The following is a 24,196-nucleotide window of genomic DNA, read 5'->3' on the forward strand; positions in this document are numbered from 1 at the left end:
GTTCGCGCTAATTGAGAAGGAAATCATGTTCAGCAACCTCCTCAACGCACTGTTTGGCGCCCGCGCGCCCGCCGCGCTTGCCCGCTCGGCCCAGGCCCGCTGGGAGCCGTGGCTGCAACCAATTCGCCCCGATGCCCCGGTTGGCGACGATCCCGGCTACGACGACGGCTTCCTCGCTATCAAGGAGGAAGTCGCCAAGTTGTCCGATATCGACGACGCGCTGATCATGGAATCCGCAGGCGAATTGCTCAAGCATGTCGCCAAGGATGTGCGCCTGGCGGCATACTATGCTTACGGATGTATGCGGCGCGAAGGTGCGGAAGGGGTAGCCTGTGGCTTCGAACTGCTGTCGGCGCTGATCGACCGTTTTGGCGCCCAGATGCTGCCCACCCGCGCCGAGAGCCGCAAGGCCGCGCTCGAATGGCTGGCTGGCGCCACGTTTACCGACCGCCTCGACCGGGTGCAGGGCTTGACCGGCGCGCCCCTGGAGCGGACGCTCTCCGCGCTGGCCCTGATCCTGGAGCGCACCGCGCAGTGGCCGGAGTCGGCGCGCCCGGCGCTCGACGGGCTATTCCGCCGCTTCGAAGAGCGCGTCGAGTCTCCACTGGCCGCCGAGAGTACCGGCATCGGTGAGCTATCAAGACCATCCGCCACCTCGTCGACCTTCCCGCCTGCCGCCGGCGAGGTGGCCTCCACGCGCGACCTGCTCGACCGGACGCGCCAGATGGCGCTCTTCCTGCGCGAGCAGCCCCAGGGCTATCTCGCGGCGTATCGCCTGATGCGCTGCGTGCGCTGGGATACGCTGACCGACGTGCCGCCGCATGAGGCGAGCGGCAAGACCCGCTTGTTGGCGCCGCGCGCCGAACTGCGGGCCCAGCTCAGGCGCCTGCTGCTGCAAAAGCAGTGGCCGGAACTGCTCGACCGCGTCGAACAGGCTTTCGCCGAAGGGGCGAACCACTTCTGGCTGGACTTGCAGTACTACGCCTTCACCGCCCAGGACCAGGCGGGCGGCGAGTATGCCCGCGTGCGCGACCTGCTGGCGACCGATTGCGCGCTGATGCTCGAGCGCCTGCCCGGCCTCGATCGGCTGGCCTTTACGGATGGCACGCCGTTCGCGGACGACGCCACGCTGGAGTGGATCGCACGCCATGCCACCGTGCGCGATGTGGAGCGCGGCGAAGCGGTGGCACCGGTATCGGTCGCATCCGCCAGCACCGACTGGGCGGAGACGGAAGCCCAGGCGGCCGACCTCGCCGCCCAGCAGAGCCTCGATGCCGCCTTCGCCTGGCTGCAGGGCCTGCCAGTGCCCGATGGAGAACGGGATCGCTTCGTCCGGCAACTGGTCATGGCGCGCGTGGCCGAACGTGCTGGCCGGCCGGACACAGCCTTGCACCTGCTGTCCGCTCTCGATCTGGCTGCCCAGCGCTTCCAACTGTCCGCCTGGGAGCCGTCGCTCGTATTCGAAGCCAAGCAGCAACTGCTGCGGCTGCTCAAAGCCCGCCTGACCCGCAAGGACGCGGACAAGTCCACGCTGACGCAGCGCATCGACGCACTGGTGGGCGACCTGACCGCCATCGACCCGGCCCGCGCGGTGGCCCTCGCCTAGCTGCAGAACCAATTACCTATTTCATGAACCATCCCACCCAAGACAACGAGATCCTGCGCTACTACGAGGCGGAGATGCGCTACCTGCGCGAGGCCGGGAAGGAGTTCGCCCAGGCATTTCCGGACCGCGCGCGGATGCTCAACATCGACCGCATCGGCGAGCGCGATCCCCACGTTGAACGGCTGTTCGAGGGCTTCGCCTTCCTGATGGGGCGGCTGCGCCATAAGCTCGACGACGAATTGCCGGAACTGACCGAAGGACTGGTCAGCATGCTATGGCCGCATTACCTGCGCATGATTCCCTCGCTGTCGATCCTCGAACTGACCCCGACCGCCGGCGCGTTGCAACGCCACGAGACGTTGCCGGCCGGGCTGGCAGTCACGTCCGACCCGATTGCGCTGAGTACCCAGGCCGCCAACGGCGGCGACAGCGTCGAGTGCATCTATCGGACCACGCAGCCGGTCGATTTGTACCCACTGCGGCTCACTGAAGCCAGTGCTCACGCGCGCGAGGATGGCCGCTCGGTGATCCGGCTGCGGCTCGCACTCCAGATGCAGGGGCGCCGCGAGCAACTGGCGGTGCCGCGCCTGCGGCTCTACCTCCATGCCGACCGGCCATTGGCGCTGGCGCTCTATGCCGCGCTCACCGCCGAGCCGCTGGCCGTGCTGGTACGGGTCCCGGGCTACCCGGCCGACCGGCCCGGTGCACCCCAGCCGATGGCGGGCCTGCGCCTGGAACCGGCGGGATTTGCGGCCGAGGAGCGCCTCTGGCCCAAGCCTGACAACGCCTTTGGCGGCTACCAGTTGCTGCTGGAATACTTCACTTTCCCCGAGAAATTCATGTTCGTGGACCTGGTGGGGCTGGACATGGACGCCATCCCGCAAGATGCGGAGCATTTTGACGTGGAGGTGGTACTCCACAAGCCGTTTCCGGACGACATGCGCTTCTCGGCCGAGAACGTGCGGCTCTTCTGCACGCCCATCATCAATCTGTTCGAGCTCGAAGCCAACCCGATCTCCGTCACTCACTTCGAGACCGAGTACCGGGTGCGGGCGATGGAGCAGCATGGGCAGCATGTCGAGGCATATTCCGTCGATACCGTACGCGGATTCGAAGCCGGCAGCGGCCAGCGCTTCGAGTACGCGCCGTTTGCGGCGTTCCGCCACCGGGGCGGCATGCTGCGCCACGAGATGCCGGAGCGCTACTTCCACACCCGCGTGCGTCGCGGTCCCTCGGGCAGGTTCGACACCTGGGTCGTCCTTGGTGGCCATGCTTGGGAACAGCAGCAAACCATGCCGCAGGAAACCCTGTCGCTATCGGTGACCGGCACCAATGGCATGCTGCCGCGCAAGGGCTTGCGCGAGGCCGGCATCACCCGCATGCGTGGCGGCTTCACCAATATCGGCACGGTGCGCAACCTGACCGCGCCGACCCTGCCGGTATATCCCCCCACCGGCGACCGCTTTCACTGGCGGGTGCTGTCGCACCTCGCGCCGAACTACCTGTCGCTGCTCGATGCCGAAGTCTTGCGCGGCAGCCTGGCGCTGTACGACTGGACGGACGGGGAACTGAACCGCCGGCGCATCGATGCCATTTCCGACGTGCGGCACCGTCCGCTCCAGAAGCTCGTCAAGGGAGGCCTGCTGCGTGGCGTGGAGATCGTGGTGACACTGGACAGCCCCCGTTTTGCCGGCGAGGGAGACGTGGAACTGTTCGGTGAAATGCTCAACCGGTTCCTGTCGCTGTACGCGACCGTGAACTTGTATACCCGGCTGGTGATCGTGTCCCAGCCCACCGGCAAGCGTCTGGCGTGGCCCGACAGCAAAGGGGAGGGGGCTCCGTTTTGAGCATGACAGACCAGGTTGCGACGTCCTCCCCGGCCGGCGCCTTGCTGCCGGCGCTGCTCGCCAATGCGCCACGGATGAATGTCTTCCGGCTCTGCGAACTGATCGAGCTGTCCGCGCCGCGGCACCCGCCGCTGGGTACGACCGATTCACCGGCCAACGAGCCTGTGCGTTTCCGCTCGCATGGGCGGCTGGGTTTCCCGGGGCGGGAGATCCAGGCAATCGAGCACGACAGCGACCACCCCGATCGGCCGCCCGTGGTCCGCACGACCTTCCTTGGCCTCTATGGCGTCGATGCGCGCATGCCGTCCTACTTCGTGGATGAAATTGCGCAGCGTCGCGACGGGGCCGAGCCGCTCGCAGCCTTTCTCGATCTGTTCCACCACCGGATTGTCACGCAGTTCTACCGCGTCGCGCGCAAGTATCGCTATCCGGTGGGTTTCCGTCCGGGCGGCCAGGACGACGTGTCGCGTTATCTGTTGAGCCTGCTCGGGCTGGGTTTCGGCGAGATGGAAGCCGGCCAGGCCCGGATCGAGGACACCGTTGGCACGCAGAAACTGCTGTCGATGCTGGGGCTGGCCAGCCAGCGCACGCGCACGGCCGAAGGCCTGGCCGGCGTATTGCAACACGCCGTGCCGGACGCCCGGATTGCGGTCGAGGAGTTCTACCCCGTGTGGGTGCGCCTCGACGCCGACGAACGGATGCCGCTCGGAGAGAACTGCGTGCTGGGACGCGGCTTCTACGATCGCGCGAACACCGTGCGCGTGGCGATCACGCCGCAGACACGGGAATCGGTGCTGGAGCTGATGCCGGGCAGGCGCATGCATGGGGAGGTGATGGCGCTGCTGCGCTTTTATCTCGGCTACGCAGCGCATGCCCATCTGGAGATGCGGGTAAGACCCGCGCTGATGCCGGCACCAGCCCTGAATTCGGACCAGGCGAGCCTGGGTTACACCACGCAACTGCGATGTCCGGCGGTGGCGGAAGCCAACGACGTCGACGGCGCCATGCCGGGCATGACGCGCGTGCAACTTGGGACATGGAACGGAGCTGGCGCAGCGTAGCAGGCAGCAAAGCTGTGCCGGCCGCGCGCAAGACGAATGCAACACGAAAACCTGATACGCCAAGAGGATCAATACGATGGGGCGACAGCTTCAAAATAGAGCCGGACTGCTGGTTGCCACCCTTGTTGTGGCTGGCTGCGGCGTTGGGCAAGGGATCAAGGACAGCACGGTGGAGGCGGCGAAGTGGGTCTTCACGACGCAGGTCAAGACCATGAACCTCGACCTCACCAGCCGGTTGTCGTTAAATGCTGACGGCGCCGGACAATCGTTGTCGACGGTGGTGAGGGTTTACCAACTGAAGACGCCGCAGGCCTTCGAGCAACTGAGCTACGCGCAACTGCAGGCCAACGATCTCGAGTCGCTCAAGCCCGATCTGCTGGCAACCAGGGACGTCATCCTGCGCCCGGATGCGAGCGTGAGCCTGAGTGAGCCGATGCACGCCGATGCCGGGTATGTCGGCGTGGTGGCGTTCTTCCGCAGAGCGGACAAAGAAGCGGTCTGGAAGGTGGTCGTGCCGAAAAAGCAGTGGAAGAAGACCGACCCGGTGAAGATCGAGCTGCGGGGCAGCACGCTGCAGTTGGCGGGTGTTTCCGCCGATGGCCGCGGCATTGGGAATGGCGGTATCACCCCGCGTCTGACGATGGCGCAGTCGGCTGCCAGTTCGCGAATTCCTCCGCCATGTACGGAGGAATCCCAAAAAAGTGGCATTCTAGACGCATTGACCGGTTCGCCGGAGACCTGAAATCCGGTGTGGCCACCGTTGGCGTACCGCATGTTCGCGCGTCGCCAAGGGTGTTTCGGTAACTGAGTTGCGGGTTTTCTTATCGATTCCCCCGCGCCGCCAGCCTCAGCCGGCCGCCAGGCTCACGCCCTGCGGGCCTTGCTGGGTGCGCCCGTCCTTGCCGTACAGCGTGCCGCCGGTGTCGCCGCGCTGGCGCAGCGTCTGGATGGCTTCCTGGGTGAACTCCAGGTGCGCGTCCACCACGGCCGCGTTGAGCGTGTTGGCGTCGCGCGCCATGCGGGCGGCGAACAGCAGGTTGCGCCAGGCCGTCTCGATGGCGGGGGAGAGGTCGCGCCCGGTGATCTGGCCGCCGGCGCCGAGCCGGATTCCCATCGCGCCCATCTGCGCCTCGCGCGCGCGCGTCTGCGTCTGCAGCAGGCCGGCCAGTTCGACCTTGCGCTCCAGCAGGCCGACCAGCGCCTGGTAGTCGCCCGCCTTGATCATGGCGCGCTCTTCGCCCAGCACGGCGGCGAATTCCTTGGACAGCTCGGTTTCCCGGGCGAGGTTCTGGATCAGGGACTGGCTCATGGCTTGCCTATGTTACGTGGGTTGGCTTGGCCGCCGCGGTGTGTGGCGCGTCAGGCGCCGCCGTTGAGTTCGCGCAGCGACGCCAGCAGACCGTCGGCGATCTTGCTGGGGTCGATCTTGATGCGTCCTTCGGCGATCGCCTGGCGGATTTCGTCCACCTTGGCGGTATCGATATCGTCGTCGTGGTCTTCCACCAGGCGCGCGCCGATCTCGCGCACCTGCGCGGCCAGCGGGCTGACGCGCACGCCGGCGGTTTCCGGGGCGGCGGCGGGGCCTGCGGGGGCGCCCGCCACGCTGCGCGGCGTGCCGTCGCTGGCGTCGGCCGGCCTCGAGGAGGTGGTCTGATTGATCTTCACGGTGGTTCCTTGCTGGGTTCCTCTGGCTTATCGGACGGCGGCGGCAGAACTTTAGGGCCGCCCGGTGCGGATCGCGGCCGTCCGGGCACGGGCTTGGGATGCCGGCTGCACTTCGTGCGCAGCGCGGCGCGCCATTGTCTCATGCACGGCGGCGGCGCCGGGCCGGCGCGCGGGCCTATTGTCTTATTGTCGCTATTGTTGCAGCACCACCGTATCGCCGTTGCGCACCAGCGCGTTGACCACCTGGCCGTTCTTGAGCCGGACCTGCACGTTGTTGCCGGCGGCGGCGTCGGCCATCACCTTGCCTTCGCTGCTGAGCTGGAACGACTCGCCTTCCACCACCACCGTCACGTTCTGGCCCTGCCGCACGGCAATGGCCTTCTTCAGCAGGTCCATGCGCATCGGCGAGCCCGCCGCGACGCGGTTGGCGACCACCGCGCCCGCCACCTGGGCGAGGTCGGTGACCACCGCGCGCGGCAGGCCGGACAGGTCGCCCTGGCGCAGTTCCAGGTCGGACGGGTCCAGCGGCTCGCCGGGCGTGAGGTTGCGGGCCGCCACGTAATAGTCGGCCACCACCGAGACGCGCGCCTGCACGTAGCGGGTCCAGGGTCGCTCGCCGCCGCAGCGCACGCCGACCGAGATGCGGCCCCAGGGCGACGCGCCCGGCGGCAGGAAGGGCTCGGGCAGCGGGCAGTCCGGCGCGCGGCCGCCCGACGGCGGCACCACCTGGATGCTGGCCTTGCCGGGCAGGCCGGCGGTCTGGCGCTCGAGGAACTGTTCCACGGCGGCGCGCACCGGATCCTCGGTGAAAGGCGAGGGCGGGGCCGCCAGCGCGCCGCCGCACAGCGCGCCGGCGGCGGCCAGCGCGCAGGGCAGCGCGCGCGTGGCGGTGCGCAGGGCGGCGCGGAAAGTGGCGCACAAAGTGACGCAGAAGCGAGGATTCATGTGTACATCCGGCAAGGCTGCGGGCCGGCGGCGCGCGGCGGGCGCGCGGGCCGGGCCGCGGAACAGGACCCATTGTAGGCAGCCGCGCCTTCGGGCTCGTGGCGAAATACGCGGGTTTTTTTGCCCTATTCGCGCGATTGGGATGACAGGGCCGAACCTAAGATGGCACACCTGAAGAAGGTCGACCTTCGTCGCTCTCTCCCTCCAGCGAGACACAGACATGATTGACAGACTCGATGCGGCGCTGCGCTTCCAGCAGGAAGCGCTGAGCTTGCGGACCCAGCGGCAATCGGTGATTGCCTCCAATATCGCGCATGCCGACACGCCCGGCTACAAGGCGCGCGACTTCGACTTTTCCAGCACGCTGGCGCAGACCGTCGAGCGCGGCAAGCGCGCCGAGGGCGTGTCGCTGTCCACCACCTCGGCGCGGCACCTGCCCGGCCAGGCGCCGGTGGCCGACGACATGGACCTCCAGTACCGCATTCCGCTGCAGTCGAGCATCGACGGCAATACCGTCGAAATGGACACCGAGCGCGTGGCCTTCGCCGACAACGCCGTGCACTTCGAGTCGGGCCTTACCGTGATGAGCGCCAAGATCAAGACCATGCTGTCGGCCATCCAGCAGTGAGCACGCCATGCCAGCAATGAATATCTTCGACGTCGCCGGCTCGGCGATGGCCGCGCAGTCGCAGCGCATGAACGTGACCGCCTCCAACCTGGCCAACGCGGACAGCGCGGTCAGCCCCAACGGCCAGCCCTACCGCGCCAAGCAGGTCATCTTCGGCCTGGCGCCGACCCCGGGCCAGAGCGACGTGGGCGGCGTGCAGGTCGAGGGCGTGATGGAGGACCCGTCGCCGCCGCGCATGGTTCACAACCCGACGCACCCGCTGGCCAATGCCGACGGCTACGTCACGATGCCCAACGTCAACCCGGTGGAGGAGATGGTCAACATGATCTCGGCCTCGCGTTCCTACCAGGCCAACGTCGAAGTGCTGAACACCGCCAAGACCATGATGCTCAAGACGCTGACCCTCGGTCAGTGACGCCCAGAAACCAGGACCCGCAATGACTACCACCGTCGACACCAGCACCCAGGGCATCAACAACGCCCTGCAAGGCAGCAGCGCCAGCGCCGCCGACCTGCAGAACAACTTCCTGACCATGCTGGTCACGCAGATGAACAATCAGGACCCGCTCAACCCGATGGACAACTCGCAGCTCACCTCGCAGCTCGCGCAGATCAGCCAGGTGAGCGGCATGCAGACCATGAACAATACGCTGCAGGCGCTGCTGTCGCAGGTCGCGGCCAGCCGCGCGATGGATTCGGCGTCGCTGATCGGCCACACGGTGATGGTGCCGGGCAACACCGCCACGGTGGCGGGCGGCGTGCCGACGCAGATCGGTGTGGACCTGCCGGCCACGGCCGACGCGGTCACGGTCAACGTGCTGGACAAGGACGGCAACATCGTGCGCACCATCGACATGAAGGGCCAGGTCGCGGGCGTGCACGACATCACCTGGGACGGCAAGAACGATGCCGGCGTGGCGGTGCCGGACGGCGACTACACCTTCAAGGTCGCGGCCACCGCCGATGGCAAGGACGTCTCGCCGGTCGCGCTGGTCTACGGCAAGGTGGGCAGCATCAGCGGTGACTCCACCGGCGTGCTGGTGGACATCGGCAATGGCCGCACGGCGTCGGTCGACGACGTGCGCCGCATTCTTTGATTTATCTGCGATTCGTCAGCTAACCAGTTCATTAGGGGAACATCATGGGTTTCGGTCAAGGGGTAAGCGGCATCAACGCCGCCGCATCCAACCTGGACGTCATCGGCAACAACATCGCCAACGCCAACACGGTCGGCTACAAGCAGTCGACCGCGCAGTTCGCCGACGTGTACGCCGGCACCAAGATCGGCCTGGGCGTGACGGTGAATTCGGTGGTGCAGTCGTTCAACCAGGGCAATATCGAATCTAGCGGCAGCGCGCTCGACGTGGCCATCACCAACGGCAACGGCTTCTTCCGCATGACCGACTCCACGGGGTCGGTGTTCTACTCGCGCAACGGCCAGTTCCAGCGCCAGCCGGACGGCAGCATCACCAACGCGCAAGGCCTGGCGCTGACCGGCTACCCGGCCGGCACGACCGGCGGCGGCGCGGTGCAGCCGCAGCCGCTGGTGATCCCGAACACCACGATGGCCGCGCGCGCGACCACGTCGCTGGCCATGTCGTTCAACCTCGACTCCGGCAGCAAGGTTCCCGTCACGCCGTTCGCCAGCACCGGCCCGCTGCCGGGACCGCCCCCGGTGCCGGCGGCGCTGCCGACCAGCGACATGTTCAACTACAGCACCGGCGTGACGGTCTATGACTCGCTGGGCAACGCCCGCCAGCTGACCGCCTACTTCTCGACCGGCACCCCGGGCGCCGGCGCGCTGCCCGCGCCGAATGCCGGCGGCACCGACTGGACCATGAACCTGACCGACGCGGCGGGCAACATCGTCAGCACGAGCACGCTGCAGTTCGGCCCGAACGGCAACCTGGTGGTGCCGGCGGCCGGCGCCACCACCAACATCGCGCTGCCCGCCTCCAACGGCGCCGCCGCGATGACGGTGGCGATGAACCTGACCGGCACCACGCAGTTCGCCGGCGACAACGACACCAAGCCGCCGGTGCAGGACGGCTACGCCGCGGGCAGCCTGCTGGGCTTCGCCGTGCAGCCGGACGGCACCATCCTCGGCAGCTACTCGAACCAGAAGACCCAGGCCCTGGGCCAGGTCGTGCTGGCGAACTTCGCCAACACGCAGGGCCTCAAGCCGGAAGGCAACAACGTGTGGTCGGAAACCGGCTCGTCGGGCCCGGCCGTGGTCGCCGCCGCCGGCGGCGCCTCGGGCACGCTCAAGTCCAACGCGGTGGAAGACTCCAACGTGGACCTGTCGGGCCAGCTCGTGAACCTGATCGTGGCGCAGCGCAACTACCAGGCCAACGCGCAGACCATCAAGGCGCAGGACACGGTCATGCAGACCCTGGTGAACCTGTAACCGAGCAGCAGAGCATGTCGCCGGCCGCGCAGGCCGGCGCTGAGGAAACGCCATGGACCGCATGATCTACACCGCCCTGTCGGGGGCCAAGCAGACGCTCGACCAGCAGGCCGCGGTGTCCAACAACCTGGCCAACGCCTCGACGCCGGGCTTCCGCGCGCAGGTCAACATGTTCCGCGCGGTGCCGGTGGTGAGCAACGCCTCGCCGACCCGCGCGTTCACGCTGGCCTCGACGCCGGGCGCCGACATGAAGGCCGGCCCGCTGACCTACACCGAGCGTCCGCTGGACGTGGCGCTGCAGGGCAACGGCTGGCTGACCGTGCAGGCGCCGGACGGCAGCGAGGCCTACACCCGCGCGGGCTCGCTGCAGGTGTCGCCCGACGGCCAGCTGCAGACCAGCACCGGCCTGCCGGTGATGGGCGACGGCGGCCCGATCGCGGTGCCGCCCTCGGCCGAGGTCACGATCGGCAGCGACGGCACCATCACCGTGCGCGGCCCCGGCGACACCGCCCAGGGGCTGGCGCAGATCGGCCGGCTGCGGCTGGTCAACCCGCCGCCGGACTCGATCGCGCGCGGCGACGACGGCCTGTTCCGCCTGCGCCCCGGCGCGCAGCCGCTGCAGCAGGACGGCAACGTGCGCGTGCTGACCGGCGCGCTGGAAGGCAGCAACGTCAACCCGGTGGAAGCGATGGTCGACATGATCGCCAACGCGCGCCGCTTCGAGATGCAGATGAAGATGATCCAGGGCGCGGACACCAACGACCAGCGCGCCAACCAGCTGCTCTCGACCAACTGATTTCACGATCTGACGCGCCGCCGCGCCCAGCGGCGGCCATGCAAGGACAAACATGATCCGCTCACTCTGGATTGCCAAGACCGGCCTCGATGCGCAGCAGACGCAGATGGACGTGATCTCGAACAACCTGGCCAACGTGTCGACCAACGGCTTCAAGCGCAGCCGCGCGGTGTTCGAGGAACTGATGTACCAGACCGTGCGCCAGCCGGGCGCGCTGTCGTCGGACCAGACCAACCTGCCCTCGGGCCTGCAGTTGGGCACCGGCGTGCGCCCCGTGGCCACCGAGCGCATCCACACCCAGGGCAATCCGCAGCAGACCGGCAACAGCAAGGACGTGGCCATCATCGGCCAGGGCTTCTTCCAGGTCACGATGCCCGACGGCACCACCGCCTACACGCGCGACGGCTCGTTCCAGACCGACCAGAACGGCCAGCTCGTGACCTCCAGCGGCTTCGTCATCCAGCCCGCCATCACGCTGCCGCCCAACTACACCTCGCTGACCGTGGGGCGCGACGGCACCGTCTCGGTCACGCAGCCGGGCTCGAGCGCCAACGTGCAGGTCGGCCAGATCCAGCTCGCGACCTTCCCCAACCCGGCCGGCCTCGAAAGCCTGGGCGAGAACCTGTACGTGCAGACCGACGCCTCGGGCGCGCCCAACGCCACCGTGCCCGGCCTGAACGGCGCCGGCACGCTGCAGCAGAACTACGTGGAAGCGTCCAACGTGAACGTGGTCGAGGAACTGGTCAGCATGATCCAGACCCAGCGCGCCTACGAGATCAACAGCAAGGCGGTGCAGACCTCCGACCAGATGCTGCAGCGCCTTACCCAGCTCGGATGAACATGATGGCCTCGCTGATCCGCCTGGGCGCGCTCGCCCTGTGCTGCCTCGCGACCGGCTGCGCGATGATGCCGCGCGAGCCGCTGGTCCAGCTTCCCACCACCGCGCGCGCCGAACCGCGCTCGGTGGGGCCGTCGAGCGGATCGATCTTCCAGGGCTCGTACGCGGGCAATCCGTTGTTCGAGGATCGCCGGCCGCGCAACGTGGGCGACATCCTCACCATCGTGATCAGCGAGAACGTCAACGCCAGCAAGAACTCGGGCACCAACGCCACGCGCACCTCCAACAGCGCGCTGACGTTCGACGCCGTGCCCAAGGCGCTCGGCGGCCTGTTCAGCAGCAGCCAGAACGCCAGCATGAGCGGCGCCAACGGGCTGAAGGCCAGCGGCGGCGCCACCGCCGCCAACACCTTCAACGGCACCATCACCGTGACCGTGCTGGAAGTGCTGCCCAACGGCAACCTGGTGGTGTCCGGCGAGAAGCAGATGGCCATCAACCAGGGCGCGGAGTTCATCCGCTTCTCCGGCGTGGTCAATCCGCGCACGATCACCGGCGACAACGCGGTGCCGTCCACCCAGGTGGCGGACGCGCGCATCGAGTACACCGCCAAGGGCTACATCGACGAAACGCAGAACATGGGCTGGCTGCAGCGTTTCTTCCTCAACGTCTCACCGTACTGATGGCTGACCGCATCATGTTCCCGTCTTCGTTCCCCGTCTTGCGCCGCCGCTTCGTCCGCGCTCTTTTCCTCGCGCTGACGCTGGGCCTGCTGGCAGGCGCGGCGCAGGCGGAGCGGCTCAAGAACCTCGCCACCTTCCAGGGCGTGCGGGACAACCCGCTGGTGGGCTACGGCCTGGTGGTCGGCCTGGACAACACCGGCGACCAGACCACGCAGACGCCGTTCACCACGCAGAGCCTGACCAACATGCTCTCGCAGCTCGGCATCACGCTGCCGGCCGGCAAGAACATGCAGCTCAAGAACGTGGCCGCGGTGATGGTGACCGCCACGCTGCCGCCATTCGCGCAGCCCGGCACCCAGCTCGACGTGGTGGTGTCGTCGATGGGCAACGCCAAGAGCCTGCGCGGCGGCACGCTGCTGATGACGCCCCTCAAGGGCGCCGACGGCCAGGTCTACGCCATCGCCCAGGGCAACATGCTGGTGGGCGGCGCGGGCGCGTCGGCCAACGGCAGCCGGGTGCAGGTCAACCAGCTCGCGGTGGGCCGCATCGCCAACGGCGGCATCGTCGAGCGCGCCGTGCCGGCCTTCCAGCCCGAAGGCGGCCTGCTCAACCTGGAGCTGCGCGAGACCGACTACGGCACCGCCGAGCGCGTGGTCGACGCCATCAACCGCAACATGGGCGGCGGCGTGGCCAGCGCGCTGGACGGGCGCGTGGTGCAGGTGCGCACGCCGCAGGCGCCGTCGGCGCGGGTGGGCTTCATGGCCCGCATCGAGAACATCGAGGTCACGCGCGCCAAGGCCGCGGCCAAGGTCATCCTCAACGCCCGCACCGGCTCGATCGTGATGAACCAGGCCGTCACCGTGGACGACTGCGCCGTCGCGCACGGCAATCTCTCGGTGGTGATCAACACCCAGCCGGTGATCAGCCAGCCGGCGCCGTTCAGCGGCGGCCAGACCGTGGTCGCGCCGGTCTCGCAGATCGACATGAAGCAGCAGGGCGGCTCGCTGCAGATGGTGCGGGCCGGCGCCTCGCTGTCCGCGGTGGTCAAGGGCCTCAACGCGCTGGGCGCCACGCCGGCCGACCTGCAGACCATCCTGGAAGCCATGCGCGCCGCCGGCGCGCTGCGCGCCGACCTCGAGATCATCTGACATGTCCGCCAGCCGCATGGCCGCGCAGGCCGAACTCTCGCAGCGCTTCGCCCTGGACACCCAGGGCTTCGAAGGCCTCAAGCAAAGCGCCCGCACCGGCGCCACCCCCGAGACGCTGCGCACCGCGGCGCGCCAGTTCGAGGCGGTGTTTACGCAGATGGTGCTCAAGAGCATGCGCGACGCCACGCCGCAGGACGGCCTGTTCGACAACGAGCAGACCAAGCTCTACATGTCGATGATGGACCAGCAGCTCTCGCAGCAGATGTCCACGCGCGGCATCGGCCTGGCCGACGTCATGGTGCGCCAGCTCGCGCGCGCCAGCGGCGCCGCGGTGCCGCCCGAGCTGGCCGGCACCGCCGGTGCCTCGGCCGCGAAGCAGGCCCTGATGCAGTCCGGCATGGACGACGCCGCGCCCGGTCTGGCCGGCGCGCTCGACATGCGCAACGGCGACGGCGGCGGCGACGGAAATACGCCGCGCCTGGGCAGCGTGGTGCCCGGCGCGAACTGGAACCCCACCGCCGGCCTGCGCCAGTACCAGGGCCAGGCCCAGGACGCCGGCGCCTGGCAGGGCAACGGCGCGGCGCTGCCGGAGGACACGCCGGCCCACATCAGCGCCTTCGTCTCGCGCATGGCGGGGCCGGCGATGTCGGCCGCGCGCGCCACCGGCGTGCCCGCCAAGCTGATCCTCGGCCAGGCCGCGCTCGAATCCGGCTGGGGCCGGCGCGAGATCGCCCACCCGGACGGCAGCACCACCTTCAACGTGTTCGGCGTCAAGGCCGGCGCCGGCTGGAAGGGGCCGGTCGCGGAGATCACCACCACCGAATACGTCGACGGCCAGCCGCAGAAGGTGCGCGCGCGCTTCCGCGCCTACGGCTCCTACGACGAAGCGTTCGCCGACTACGGCCGCCTGCTGAGCAACAACCCGCGCTATGCCGAGGTGCTGGCCGCGGGCAGCGCCGACGAGGCCGCGCGCGGCCTGCAGCGGGCCGGCTACGCCACCGATCCCGCCTACGGGGAGAAACTCGTGCGGATCATGCGCAAGGTGCCGGTCTGAGGCGGCCTGCCGGCCCGCCGGCAGGAAAATCCGCCGCCGCCCCTAAAGTCTTTTCGTACTTCTGCCGTTACCTACACCATTCACCGCCGTGGATCCAGGCAGCGGCGAACCGGCACCGAAGCGCCCTGGCGGCCACGGTGCGCGGATCGTCCCGTCGGGCGCGCGGCAGCCACCAGACGCGGAGCTAGAGCATGTCTCTCTTCAACATCGGACTTTCGGGCCTGAACACGGCGCAGAACGCGCTGACCACGGTTGGCCACAACCTCAGCAACGCCGCCACGCCCGGCTACACGCGCCAGAACACCATCATCGCCTCGGCCGGCGGCCAGTACACCAGCGCCGGCTTCTTCGGCCAGGGCTCCAACACCACCTCGGTGGTGCGCGTCTATGACGAGTTCCTGACCAACCAGCTGCGCGGCGCCCTGAGCTCGAGCGCCCAGCTCTCGACCTACTCCGACCAGATCAGCCAGATCGACAACCTGCTGGCCGACCAGAAGGGCGGCCTGGCGCCGCTGATGCAGAACTTCTTCGCCGCCGTGCAGGGCGTGTCCGACACGCCGGCCGACCCCGCCGCGCGCCAGAACATGCTCAACGCCGGGCAGTCGCTGGTGGGCCAGATGCGCGCCTCCAACGCCTACTTCCAGCAGCTGCGCGACGGCGTCAACACCCAGATCCAGAGCCAGGTGACGCAGGTCAACGCCTACTCGCAGCAGATCGCCAAGCTCAACACCCAGATCACGCAGGCCACCGCCGCCGGCGCCGGCCAGCCGCCCAACGACCTGCTCGACCAGCGCGACCAGCTGGTCCAGCAACTGACCCAGATCGTCGGCGTCAAGGTGGTGCCGCAGGACGGCGTGTTCAACGTCTACGTCGGCAACGGCCAGCCGCTGGTGATGGGCTCCACCTCGTACGACCTCAAGGCCGTGCAGTCGTCGGACGACCCCTCGCGCACCACCGTCGCGTTCACCCAGTCCAACGGCAACGTGTACCAGATGGACGAAAGCGCGCTCAAGGGCGGCTCGCTCGGCGGCCTGCTGCAATTCCGCAGCGAGACCCTGGACCCGGCGCAGAACGCCATCGGCCGCCTGTCGGTCACGCTGGCGCAGACCTTCAACGACCAGCACAAGCTGGGCGTGGACCTGACCGGCCAGATCGGCGGCGACCTGTTCAAGCTGGGCACGCCCGGGGTCATCGCCAAGAGCACCAACACCGGCACCTCGGGCATCACGGCGGCCATCAGCGACACGTCCCAGCTCACCACCAGCGACTACACGCTGCGCTTCGACGGCACCAACTACAACCTGGTGCGCGCCTCCGACAGCAAGGTCGTGGCCACCCAGGCCGGCGCCACCGCCACCTATCCGCTGACGCTGTCGGCCGACGGCGTGGACGTGACCATCCCGGCCGCCACCTCGATGGGCACCAACGACTCGTTCCAGATCCAGCCGACCCGCAACGCCGCCGCGGCCATGGACATGGCCATCACCGACCCGGCCAAGATCGCCGCCGGGGGCCCGCTGCGCACCAGCAACGGCACTACCAACACCGGCACCGGCACCGTCAAGGTCGGCAGCGTCGCCCAGGGCTTCGCCCTGCCGGCCAGCACCATCACGGCCACCTACAACGGCACCGGCTACGTCTTCACCGACGCCGCCGGCAACCCGGTCACGCCGACCACCGGCCCGACGACCAACGGCACCGCCACCGAGTTCTCGTTCAACGGCATCACCGTCAGCTTCGACGGCGCGCCCAAGGCCGGCGACACCTTCACGCTGGCGCCCAACCTCAGCGGCGTGTCCGACAACGGCAACGCGCTGGCGCTGGCCAAGCTGCAGAGCACCAAGACCATCGGCGGCGTGTCCAGCTACAACGACGCCTTCGCCCAGCTCGTCAACGACGTCGGCAGCCGCGCCAAGTCGGTGCAGATCGCCTCGACCTCGCAGGACAGCGTGACCACCCAGGTCAACAACGCGCAGCAGAGCGTGTCCGGCGTGAACATGGATGAGGAAACGGTCTCGATGCTGCGCTTCCAGCAGCTCTACCAGGCCAACGCCAAGGTCATCCAGACCGCCACCAACCTGTTCGATACCATCATCGGTATCGGCCGCTGATCGCCCGCCCGATCGAGATCGCCCGCCAATCGCCCCGACGACCCGGACACAGAAAGGAACAGACATGCGCATCGCAAGCTCCACGCTCTATCAGCTCGGCCTGGCCTCGATGAACAGCCAGCAGAGCGCCCTGATGCATGTGCAGCAGCAGCTCGGCACCGGCAGCCGCATCCTCACGCCGTCGGACGATCCGGTCGGCGCCACGCGCGCGCTGATCGTCTCGCAGTCCAGCGCCATCAACAACCAGTACGCCACCTCGCGCAAGCAGGCCAACACCAACCTGTCGATGGAGCTGAACTCCCTCAACAGCGTGACCACGGTCATTCAGAACATCCAGACCCTGGTGGTGCAGGCCGGCAACGGCACCATGAGCGACGCCGACCGCGCCTCGATGGCATCGTCGCTGCAGGATGCGTACAACCAGCTGGTGGGCCTGGCCAACGCCGACGACGGCAACGGCCAGTTCCTGTTCGCCGGCTACCAGTCCGCCACGCCGCCGTTCTCCAAGAACGCCAGCGGCGCCGTGCAGTACGGCGGCGACACCGGCCAGCAACTGCTGCAGGTCGACGTGGCGCGCCAGATGCCGACCAACGACAACGGCTACTCCATCTTCATGAGCGTGCAGAACACCGCGACCTACGTGGCCTCCGCACCCGCCGGCAACACCGGCACGGCCACGTTCAGCGCGGTCTCCGTCACCGACCCGACCAACGCCGACTACGGCAAGAAGCTGTCGATCAACTTCGCCACCGACCCCGTCAGCGGCAAGATGCAGTACCAGTTGATGGACAACAGCGGCGCGGCGCCCGTGGCCATCGGCACCCCGGTCGACTACACCGACGGCGCCGGCATCCAGGTCGGCGGCCTGTCCCTGTCGGTCACGGGCGCGCCCAAGGACGGCGACGTGGTCAACCTGCAGCCCGCGCAGCAGGCCGGCACCGACATCTTCGCCAACCTGCAGGACGTCATCACCGCGCTCAACAAGCCCATCGTCACCGACGCCGACCGCGCCGCGCTGAGCAACGTGCTGGCCACCACCAACCGCAAGATGGCCAACTCGCTCGACAACGTCAGCACGGTGCAGTCCTCGGTCGGCTCGCGCATGCAGGAACTCGACTCGCTCGACACCATCGGCTCCAACCGCTCGCTGAACTACAAGCAGACGCTGTCTGGCCTGCAGGACCTGGATTACTACTCGGCGATCACCGAGTATTACCAGCGCCAGACGGCGCTGCAGGCGGCGCAGCAGTCGTTCATGCAGATTCAGGGGATGAATCTGTTCAAGTATATGTAAGGGGTGGGTGCGTGTTGCGCGAGTGAATCGGAACTTGCGCAGCTCGCACATTGAAGCTCGAGAAGCCCGCATGGGAAGCCGCTAGGAAACTGGCTTCCCATGCGGGCTTCTCGACTTTCCAGCTCGTCGCCGAACCGGGCGAACCGGCACAGGCGCAGTCGCCGAAATGAGCGCCGTCTGTCATGCGGATGAGGACAGCGTCTTGTCCGTACTCTCCCGCGCAATCGTCTCGAACCCCACATCCACCGCCAGCGACGCTTCCTCCCCCCGCATCCGCGCCAGCAGCGCGCGCGCGGCGCGGTTGCCGATGCGCGTGCCGTCGACCCACAGCGTCGACAGCGCCGGCACGGCGTCGATCGCCAGGGCCTGGTTGCCGAAGCCCATTACGCCCAGCTGATCCGGGACCCGGATGCCGACGGCATGCGCGTGCGCGAGCACGCCCAGCGCCAGGGCGTCGGAGCTGCAGAAGACGGCGTCGGTCTCGGGGGCGCGCTGCAGCAGTTCCTTCAGCACTTCGCGGCCACGGCCGGCCTGGGGGTTGGATTCGGGGAACACGATCTCGATGGGTTCGGGGGCGCCGGCTTCGAGGGCGGCGCGCCTGAAGCCGAGTGCCCGGCGCGCGGCGCGGCTGTCGTCGGAGCGCAGCAGCGCCGCGCGCCGGTAGCCGCAGGCGGTCAGGTGGCGATAGGCTGCGCGGCCGGCGTCTTCCTGCGAGAACCCGACCACCACGTCGAGCGGGTGCGGGGTGTAGTCCCATAGTTCGACGATGGGGATGCCGGCGTTGAGCAGGAGCCGCCTCGTCCGCGCGGTGTGCTCGATGCCGGTCAGCACGACGCCGTCGGGGCGCCGGCTCAGCATGGTCGCGAGCCAGTTTTCCTCGCGCACGGGATCGTAGCGGGAAATGCCCAGCGTGGTTTCGTAGCGTTCGGCTTCGAGCGTGCCCACGAGTTCGTCGAGCATGTCGGAGAACAGCGAGTGGCCGATGGACGGCACGATGGCCGCCACCAGGCGCGTCTGCCGCGAGGTCAGCCCGCCGGCAAGCGAGTTGGGCACGTAGCCGGTCTGTTCGACGGCGGCTTCCACGCGCAGGCGCGTCGCCTCGGCGACGAGGTCGGGGCGGTGCAGCGCGCGCGAGGCGGTCATGGGGGACACGCCCGCGAGGCGGGCGAGGTCTTTCAGCGTGGGCGCCACGCTTGCGGGACGGGAAGCCATCTGTGCCTTGTCGACGTCAAATGATTGCAATGTTACGGCAATCATGATGGCAACACAAAATATCAGCGGTCATCCCTTGTTTCGCCTGATTCTTCCTCGGCTCCAGGGGATATGATTGCGCAATCATAAGAGGAGACAAACGATGGATCATCGCTCGCGCGCGGCCAATCGCCGCACTGTTCTGTTCTGTCTGCTGGCCGGCCTGCTCGCCCCGCTGGGCAGCGCTTTCGCGGACACCTATCCTTCCCGGCCGGTATCGGTGGTGGTGCCGTTCCCGCCGGGCGGCCAGACCGACGTGGTCGGCCGGCTGATCGCCAACCAGCTGGGCCGTGTGCTCGGCCAGGCGTTCGTGGTGGAAAACCGGCCGGGCGTGAACGGTTCGCTCGGCTCGGACATGGTGGCCCGCGCCGCGCCGGACGGCTACACGCTGGTGATCGGCGGGCCCGGCACGCATGCGATCAACCAGCTGGTGAACGCGAACGTGCGCTACGACGCGCGCAAGGACTTCACGCATATCGCGATGCTGAGCCGCGCGCCCATGCTGCTGGTGGCGGCGCCCCAGCTCAAGGCCAACACCGTGGCGGAGCTGATCGCGCTGGCCAAGGCGCACCCGAATTCGCTGAATGTCGCCTTGACCGGGATCGGCTCTTCCAGCCACGTGACGACGGAGCTGTTCAAGCAGACCGTCGGGATCTCGCTGAACTCGGTGCCCTACAAGGGCGACGTGCCCGCCATGACGGACCTGATCGGCGGGCAGCTGGACCTGCTGTTCGTGCCGGCGACGTCGGCGGTGACGTTCGTGCAGGGCGGCAAGCTCAAGGCGCTGGCCGTGGCCGGCTCGCAGCGGCTGGAAGCGTTGCCGAACACGCCGACCATGCCGGAGGCCGGCCAGCCGCGCATCGTCAATTACTCCTGGACGAGCCTGGAGGGCCCCGCCGGGATGCCGCCGGAAATCGTGCAGCGGCTGAACAAGGCCTGCCAGGAAATCCTGAAGCAGCCGGACGTCGTCGCCCAGCTCGCCAAGATCAACAGCGTCTCGACGCCGGGCACGCCGGAGCAGGCCGCGAGCTTCATCTCGGCCGAAGTTGCCCGCTGGGTACCCGTCGTCAAGAGCGCCAACATCCGGACGAATTAAGTACAGACATGCTGCCTATCAATCATTTCAAGCGCGCGCTGCAGAGCGGGCGCGCGCAGATCGGCGTGTGGTCGACCATTCCGTCGCCATACGTGTCCGAGCTCATCGCGGGTGCCGGTTATGACTGGGTGCTGCTGGACACGGAACACACGCCCACGGATGTGCCGCTCATGCTGAGCCAGTTGCAGGCCACCGCCGCGGCGCAGCCGCCCGAGGGCATGCTGCCCGCGCACGCGGTGGTGCGGCCGGCGTGGAACGAATCCGTCCTGATCAAGCGCTACCTCGACATCGGCGCGCAGACCCTGCTGCTGCCCTTCGTCCAGAATGCCGAGGAAGCGCGCGCCGCCGTGCTGGCGACGCGCTACCCGAGCGCCGGCATCCCCGGCATCCGCGGCATGGGCGGCTCCACGCGCGCCGCGAACTTCGGCCGCACGGCGGACTACGTGGCGCGCGCGGCCGAGGAACTGTGCGTGCTGGTGCAGGTGGAGACGGCCGAGGCGCTCGACCAGATCGAGGCGATCGCCGCGGTCGATGGCATCGACGGCATCTTCATCGGTCCCGCCGACCTGTCCGCGAGCCTGGGCTATCCGGGCAACGCCGGCCATCCCGCCGTCAGCGGCGCCATCGACGACGCCATCCGCCGGATCCGCGCCTGCGGCAAGGCGCCCGGCATCCTCATGGTGGACGAGGCGCGCGCGCGCGAATGCCTGGCGCTTGGCGCGCAGTTCGTCGCGGTGGCGCTCGATACCGTCATGCTGAGAAACGGGCTCGACGCCGCCGCGGCGCGCTTTCGCAACCCGGGCCAGGCGAGCGCCGCCCCCGCGCCCGGCGGCTACTGAGCGAGCGCAGGCACGGCGTCAGACGCGCATCTGACGCGCGTCCGAACCCATACCCGACCCAGATTCCACAGTGACCATGAAGAAAGCAGAAGAGCTGCGCAGCGCCCGGTGGTTCGCGCCGGACAACCTCCGAGGATTCGGCCACCGCTCGCGCATCATGCAGATGGGCTATGCCCCGGCCGACTGGGCGGGCAAGCCGGTCATCGCCATCATCAACACGTGGTCGGACATCAATCCGTGCCACGCCCACTTCAAGACGCGCGTGGAGGACGTCAAGCGCGGCGTGCTGCAGGCCGGCGGCTTCCCGCTGGAACTGCCGGCGCTGTCGCTGTCGGAGAACTTCGTCAAGCCGACCACCATGCTGTACCGGAACATGCTGGCGATGGAGGCGGAGGAGCTCATCCGCTCGCATCCGGTCGACGGCGTGGTGCTGATGGGCGGTTGCGACAAGACCACGCCGGGGCTGCTGCTCGGCGCCATCAGCGCCGGGCTGCCCGCGATCTACGTGCCCGCCGGCCCGATGCTGCGCGGGAACTGGCACGGCAAGATACTGGGCTCGGGCTCGGATGCCTGGAAGTTCTGGGACGAGCGGCGCGCCGGCGTCATCAACGACCAGGACTGGCAGGACATCGAGGGCGGCATCGCGCGCAGCCACGGCCACTGCATGACGATGGGCACCGCGTCGACCATGACCGGCGTGGCGGAAGCGCTGGGCATGACCTTGCCGGGCGCGTCGTCGATCCCGGCGCCCGACGCGAATCACGTGCGCATGTGCGCGGCCTCCGGGCGCCGCATCGTCGAGATGGTGTGGGAAGACCTGGTGCCGGGCCGCATCCTCAGCCGCGGCGCGTTCGACAACGCCATCGCCGTGGCGATGGCGATGGGGTGCTCGACCAATGCCGTGATCCACATGATCGCCATGGCGCGCCGCGCCGGCCACGACGTGACGCTGGACGACTTCGACCGCGCGAGCCGGGTGGTGCCGGTCATCGCCAACGTGCGGCCGAGCGGCGACAAGTACCTGATGGAGGATTTCTACTACGCCGGCGGCCTGCCCGCGCTGATGCGCAAGCTGCTGGGCTTCCTCTCGCCCGACGAGCTCACCGTCAACGGCCGCACCATCGCGGAGAACGTGCGCGATGCCGCCTGCCACAACGACGACGTGATCCGGGACATCGACCAGCCGATCTACCCCGAGGGCGCGCTGGCCGTGCTGAAGGGCAACCTCGCCACCGAGGGCTGCGTGATCAAGCCGTGCGCGATGGAGCAGCGGCTGATGAAGCATACCGGCAAGGCCATCGTGTTCGACGACTACCCCTCGCTGAAGGAGGTCATCGACCGCGACGATTTCGATGTCAGCGCGGACGACGTGCTGGTGCTGCGCAATGCCGGCCCGCAGGGCGGCCCCGGCATGCCGGAGTGGGGCATGCTCCCGATCCCGGGCAAGCTCGTCAAGCAGGGCGTGCGGGACATGCTGCGGATCTCGGACGCCAGGATGAGCGGCACCAGCTATGGCGCCTGCATCCTGCACGTCTCGCCGGAAGCCTTCGTCGGCGGCGCGCTTGCGCTGGTCCGCACCGGCGACCTCGTCGAGATCGACGTGATGGCGCGCAAGCTGGAGCTGCTGGTCAGCCCCGGGGAACTCGAGCGCCGGCGCGAGGAATGGACGCCGCCGGAGCGGAATTTCGAGCGCGGATACGGCTGGATGTTCGCCCAGCACATCCTGCAGGCGGACAAGGGCTGCGACTTCGACTACCTCGAAACGTCGTTCGGACGCTCGCCCGGAGAACCCGCGATCTATTGATCCCGTCCGGCCCGACACTGTGTCGGCCAGGCCGGTCCCACGCCTTCACCGGGCCGCTCAAGTCCGGTGGAGGCGTTTTGGCTGGCGCGGCGCGAAGCCCTGCGCGTAGGCCTCGCGCAGGTACTCGACGAATACCTGCGAGACCCTGGACGCATGGGCCGAGTAGGGCCGGATCGCGTACAGCCATTCGCCGAAGACGCCGGTGGAGCGCCAGCCGGGCAGGACCTCGACCAGCCGGCCGCTCTGCAGCGCGGACTGGGCGCTGAAATCGGGCAGCAGGGCGATGCCGAGGCCCGACATCGCGGCGTCCCGCAAGGCCTCGCTGTTGTTGACGGCCAGCTGGCCCGAGACCGGCACCGTGACGGGGTCCGGCTGCCCGGCATCGGCCGACACGAAGGTCCACGTGGGCGTGCCATGCGTGCGCGGGTAGTGCAGGCAGACGTGCCCGGCGAGCGCGGCCGGGGAGGCCGGCATGCCGCGCGCGCGCAGGTAGGCGCGGCTGGCCGCGAGCACCGTCCGCGTCGGCGCCAGGGCCCACGCCACGTGCGTCTCCGGCGGGGCGGCGGTGTGGCGCACGGCCAGATCGAAGCCTTCCTGGGCTAGCGGGCGGATGCGGTCGGACATGTCCAGCTCGATCTGTATGTCCGGGTAGCGCCGCAGGAAGGCCGGCAACGTCGGGACCAGCTGCTGGCGGGAAAACGCCACCGGCGCCGTCACGCGCAGCAGGCCGCGCGGGGCGCCGGCCAGATCGCGGACATTGGCGAAGCTCGTCGCAATCCGATCGAACGCGCCGCGCGTCGACTCGACCAGCTCGCGCCCCGCCGCCGTGAGCGTGGCGCTTCTCGTCGTGCGCTGCACGAGCATGATGCCGGCCGCCTTCTCCAGGTCGGCGATGTGCTGGCTCATCGACGCCTTGCTGACCCCCAGCCGGGCGGCCGCCTTGCTGAAGCTGCCCTGCTGGTCGAGCACCACGAGCCAGTGCAGGTGCTCCCAGAGATATTCCACGTTTCCTTGCCGCATTCTTGTCGCCGCCTCCCGCCGCGCACTACCGCGCACTACATCTCCGCGATGCCGATCATTCGCATGCCTGGTATGGTAGCAGGTCAAAATCCTGAACAATATGTTT

The 24,196-nt window shown here is 68.4% G+C and carries 23 protein-coding genes; 18 read left to right on the top strand and 5 right to left on the bottom strand.

All coding sequences use genetic code 11. From position 1 onward, the window contains the following. Positions 1–25 precede the first annotated feature (25 nt). The 4 genes from tssA to tssJ all read left to right on the top strand — a co-directional run bounded on the left by tssA (position 26) and on the right by tssJ (position 5,256). A complete protein-coding gene (tssA, locus tag KF708C_RS14000) occupies positions 26–1,606 on the top strand; it encodes a type VI secretion system protein TssA (RefSeq protein WP_059412600.1) in 1,581 nt (526 codons plus the stop codon). Positions 1,607–1,629: 23 nt separating this feature from the next. Beyond that, positions 1,630–3,453 carry a type VI secretion system baseplate subunit TssF gene (tssF, locus tag KF708C_RS14005; protein WP_059412304.1) on the top strand — a complete coding sequence of 608 codons (1,824 nt, stop codon included), beginning with the start codon at positions 1,630–1,632 and terminating at the stop codon, positions 3,451–3,453. A 74-nt stretch (positions 3,454–3,527) separates the two neighbouring features. Then, positions 3,528–4,514, top strand: a complete 987-nt coding sequence (gene tssG, locus KF708C_RS14010) for a type VI secretion system baseplate subunit TssG (protein WP_082079595.1) — start codon at positions 3,528–3,530, stop codon at positions 4,512–4,514. A 76-nt stretch (positions 4,515–4,590) separates the two neighbouring features. Then, positions 4,591–5,256, top strand: a complete 666-nt coding sequence (gene tssJ, locus KF708C_RS14015; protein WP_059412306.1) for a type VI secretion system lipoprotein TssJ — start codon at positions 4,591–4,593, stop codon at positions 5,254–5,256. A gap of 105 nt (positions 5,257–5,361) precedes the next feature. Here the strand turns inward: tssJ and KF708C_RS14020 are convergent, their stop codons facing one another. The 3 genes from KF708C_RS14020 to flgA form a co-directional block, all read right to left on the bottom strand. Continuing rightward, on the bottom strand, positions 5,362–5,823 hold the full coding sequence (locus tag KF708C_RS14020) for a flagella synthesis protein FlgN (RefSeq protein ID WP_059412307.1): 462 nt from the start codon (positions 5,821–5,823) through the stop codon (positions 5,362–5,364). Positions 5,824–5,873: 50 nt separating this feature from the next. Further along, positions 5,874–6,179, bottom strand: a complete 306-nt coding sequence (flgM, locus tag KF708C_RS14025) for a flagellar biosynthesis anti-sigma factor FlgM (protein WP_059412308.1) — start codon at positions 6,177–6,179, stop codon at positions 5,874–5,876. 192 nt (positions 6,180–6,371) lie between these two features. Continuing rightward, positions 6,372–7,124 (bottom strand): flagellar basal body P-ring formation chaperone FlgA, encoded by a 753-nt coding sequence (flgA, locus tag KF708C_RS14030; protein WP_082079556.1) that lies wholly within the window; start codon positions 7,122–7,124, stop codon positions 6,372–6,374. 220 nt (positions 7,125–7,344) lie between these two features. Here flgA and flgB point away from each other — a divergent pair, with 220 nt between their 5' ends. The 11 genes from flgB to flgL all read left to right on the top strand — a co-directional run bounded on the left by flgB (position 7,345) and on the right by flgL (position 18,080). Further along, positions 7,345–7,752 (top strand): flagellar basal body rod protein FlgB, encoded by a 408-nt coding sequence (flgB, locus tag KF708C_RS14035; RefSeq protein ID WP_020203990.1) that lies wholly within the window; start codon positions 7,345–7,347, stop codon positions 7,750–7,752. A 7-nt stretch (positions 7,753–7,759) separates the two neighbouring features. Then, positions 7,760–8,167, top strand: a complete 408-nt coding sequence (gene flgC, locus KF708C_RS14040; protein ID WP_029043818.1) for a flagellar basal body rod protein FlgC — start codon at positions 7,760–7,762, stop codon at positions 8,165–8,167. A gap of 22 nt (positions 8,168–8,189) precedes the next feature. Next, positions 8,190–8,849: a flagellar hook assembly protein FlgD gene (flgD, locus tag KF708C_RS14045; protein WP_020203988.1), complete on the top strand. Its 660-nt coding sequence runs from the start codon at positions 8,190–8,192 to the stop codon at positions 8,847–8,849. Between the two features lie 44 nt (positions 8,850–8,893). After that, positions 8,894–10,159, top strand: coding sequence for a flagellar hook protein FlgE (flgE, locus tag KF708C_RS14050; protein ID WP_020203987.1), 1,266 nt, complete (start codon positions 8,894–8,896; stop codon positions 10,157–10,159). Positions 10,160–10,211: 52 nt separating this feature from the next. Further along, entirely contained in the window at positions 10,212–10,955 is a 744-nt protein-coding gene (gene flgF / locus KF708C_RS14055; RefSeq protein ID WP_020203986.1) for a flagellar basal-body rod protein FlgF, read from the top strand. A 52-nt stretch (positions 10,956–11,007) separates the two neighbouring features. Then, positions 11,008–11,793 carry a flagellar basal-body rod protein FlgG gene (gene flgG, locus KF708C_RS14060; protein WP_020203985.1) on the top strand — a complete coding sequence of 262 codons (786 nt, stop codon included), beginning with the start codon at positions 11,008–11,010 and terminating at the stop codon, positions 11,791–11,793. Continuing rightward, the gene (gene flgH, locus KF708C_RS14065; RefSeq protein ID WP_020203984.1) at positions 11,790–12,473 is read left to right on the top strand and encodes a flagellar basal body L-ring protein FlgH; all 684 of its coding nucleotides are present in this window, start codon (positions 11,790–11,792) and stop codon (positions 12,471–12,473) included. The genes flgG and flgH overlap by 4 nt, the downstream gene beginning before the upstream one ends. Next, a complete protein-coding gene (locus tag KF708C_RS14070) occupies positions 12,473–13,621 on the top strand; it encodes a flagellar basal body P-ring protein FlgI (RefSeq protein WP_059412309.1) in 1,149 nt (382 codons plus the stop codon). The genes flgH and KF708C_RS14070 overlap by 1 nt, the downstream gene beginning before the upstream one ends. Position 13,622: 1 nt before the next feature. Further along, on the top strand, positions 13,623–14,675 hold the full coding sequence (gene flgJ / locus KF708C_RS14075) for a flagellar assembly peptidoglycan hydrolase FlgJ (RefSeq protein WP_020203982.1): 1,053 nt from the start codon (positions 13,623–13,625) through the stop codon (positions 14,673–14,675). Between the two features lie 191 nt (positions 14,676–14,866). Continuing rightward, on the top strand, positions 14,867–16,786 hold the full coding sequence (flgK, locus tag KF708C_RS14080) for a flagellar hook-associated protein FlgK (protein ID WP_020203981.1): 1,920 nt from the start codon (positions 14,867–14,869) through the stop codon (positions 16,784–16,786). Between the two features lie 64 nt (positions 16,787–16,850). After that, entirely contained in the window at positions 16,851–18,080 is a 1,230-nt protein-coding gene (flgL, locus tag KF708C_RS14085; RefSeq protein ID WP_020203980.1) for a flagellar hook-associated protein FlgL, read from the top strand. A gap of 180 nt (positions 18,081–18,260) precedes the next feature. Here the strand turns inward: flgL and KF708C_RS14090 are convergent, their stop codons facing one another. After that, positions 18,261–19,292: a LacI family DNA-binding transcriptional regulator gene (locus tag KF708C_RS14090; protein ID WP_059412310.1), complete on the bottom strand. Its 1,032-nt coding sequence runs from the start codon at positions 19,290–19,292 to the stop codon at positions 18,261–18,263. A gap of 142 nt (positions 19,293–19,434) precedes the next feature. Between KF708C_RS14090 and KF708C_RS14095 the strand changes: the two genes are divergently transcribed. From KF708C_RS14095 to araD, 3 genes are all read left to right on the top strand, one after another. Beyond that, positions 19,435–20,427 carry a Bug family tripartite tricarboxylate transporter substrate binding protein gene (locus KF708C_RS14095; protein WP_020203978.1) on the top strand — a complete coding sequence of 331 codons (993 nt, stop codon included), beginning with the start codon at positions 19,435–19,437 and terminating at the stop codon, positions 20,425–20,427. An 8-nt stretch (positions 20,428–20,435) separates the two neighbouring features. Continuing rightward, entirely contained in the window at positions 20,436–21,266 is an 831-nt protein-coding gene (locus tag KF708C_RS14100; protein WP_059412311.1) for an HpcH/HpaI aldolase family protein, read from the top strand. 76 nt (positions 21,267–21,342) lie between these two features. Continuing rightward, positions 21,343–23,070, top strand: coding sequence for an L-arabinonate dehydratase (gene araD, locus KF708C_RS14105; protein WP_059412312.1), 1,728 nt, complete (start codon positions 21,343–21,345; stop codon positions 23,068–23,070). A gap of 57 nt (positions 23,071–23,127) precedes the next feature. Here the strand turns inward: araD and KF708C_RS14110 are convergent, their stop codons facing one another. Beyond that, positions 23,128–24,090, bottom strand: coding sequence for a LysR family transcriptional regulator (locus KF708C_RS14110; protein ID WP_029043815.1), 963 nt, complete (start codon positions 24,088–24,090; stop codon positions 23,128–23,130). Positions 24,091–24,196: the final 106 nt, after the last annotated feature.

Source organism: Cupriavidus basilensis, from assembly GCF_000876015.1.
GTDB classification, from domain to species: domain Bacteria; phylum Pseudomonadota; class Gammaproteobacteria; order Burkholderiales; family Burkholderiaceae; genus Cupriavidus; species Cupriavidus basilensis_B.

Coding starts and splice junctions, on each gene's coding strand:
- tssA (WP_059412600.1), top strand. CDS start 26: ATGTTCAGCAACCTCCTCAACGCACTGTTTGGCGCCCGCGCGCCCGCC.
- tssF (WP_059412304.1), top strand. CDS start 1,630: ATGAACCATCCCACCCAAGACAACGAGATCCTGCGCTACTACGAGGCG.
- tssG (WP_082079595.1), top strand. CDS start 3,528: ATGAATGTCTTCCGGCTCTGCGAACTGATCGAGCTGTCCGCGCCGCGG.
- tssJ (WP_059412306.1), top strand. CDS start 4,591: ATGGGGCGACAGCTTCAAAATAGAGCCGGACTGCTGGTTGCCACCCTT.
- KF708C_RS14020 (WP_059412307.1), bottom strand. CDS start 5,823: ATGAGCCAGTCCCTGATCCAGAACCTCGCCCGGGAAACCGAGCTGTCC.
- flgA (WP_082079556.1), bottom strand. CDS start 7,124: ATGAATCCTCGCTTCTGCGTCACTTTGTGCGCCACTTTCCGCGCCGCC.
- flgB (WP_020203990.1), top strand. CDS start 7,345: ATGATTGACAGACTCGATGCGGCGCTGCGCTTCCAGCAGGAAGCGCTG.
- flgC (WP_029043818.1), top strand. CDS start 7,760: ATGCCAGCAATGAATATCTTCGACGTCGCCGGCTCGGCGATGGCCGCG.
- flgD (WP_020203988.1), top strand. CDS start 8,190: ATGACTACCACCGTCGACACCAGCACCCAGGGCATCAACAACGCCCTG.
- flgE (WP_020203987.1), top strand. CDS start 8,894: ATGGGTTTCGGTCAAGGGGTAAGCGGCATCAACGCCGCCGCATCCAAC.
- flgF (WP_020203986.1), top strand. CDS start 10,212: ATGGACCGCATGATCTACACCGCCCTGTCGGGGGCCAAGCAGACGCTC.
- flgG (WP_020203985.1), top strand. CDS start 11,008: ATGATCCGCTCACTCTGGATTGCCAAGACCGGCCTCGATGCGCAGCAG.
- flgH (WP_020203984.1), top strand. CDS start 11,790: ATGAACATGATGGCCTCGCTGATCCGCCTGGGCGCGCTCGCCCTGTGC.
- KF708C_RS14070 (WP_059412309.1), top strand. CDS start 12,473: ATGGCTGACCGCATCATGTTCCCGTCTTCGTTCCCCGTCTTGCGCCGC.
- flgJ (WP_020203982.1), top strand. CDS start 13,623: ATGTCCGCCAGCCGCATGGCCGCGCAGGCCGAACTCTCGCAGCGCTTC.
- flgK (WP_020203981.1), top strand. CDS start 14,867: ATGTCTCTCTTCAACATCGGACTTTCGGGCCTGAACACGGCGCAGAAC.
- flgL (WP_020203980.1), top strand. CDS start 16,851: ATGCGCATCGCAAGCTCCACGCTCTATCAGCTCGGCCTGGCCTCGATG.
- KF708C_RS14090 (WP_059412310.1), bottom strand. CDS start 19,292: ATGGCTTCCCGTCCCGCAAGCGTGGCGCCCACGCTGAAAGACCTCGCC.
- KF708C_RS14095 (WP_020203978.1), top strand. CDS start 19,435: ATGGATCATCGCTCGCGCGCGGCCAATCGCCGCACTGTTCTGTTCTGT.
- KF708C_RS14100 (WP_059412311.1), top strand. CDS start 20,436: ATGCTGCCTATCAATCATTTCAAGCGCGCGCTGCAGAGCGGGCGCGCG.
- araD (WP_059412312.1), top strand. CDS start 21,343: ATGAAGAAAGCAGAAGAGCTGCGCAGCGCCCGGTGGTTCGCGCCGGAC.
- KF708C_RS14110 (WP_029043815.1), bottom strand. CDS start 24,090: ATGCGGCAAGGAAACGTGGAATATCTCTGGGAGCACCTGCACTGGCTC.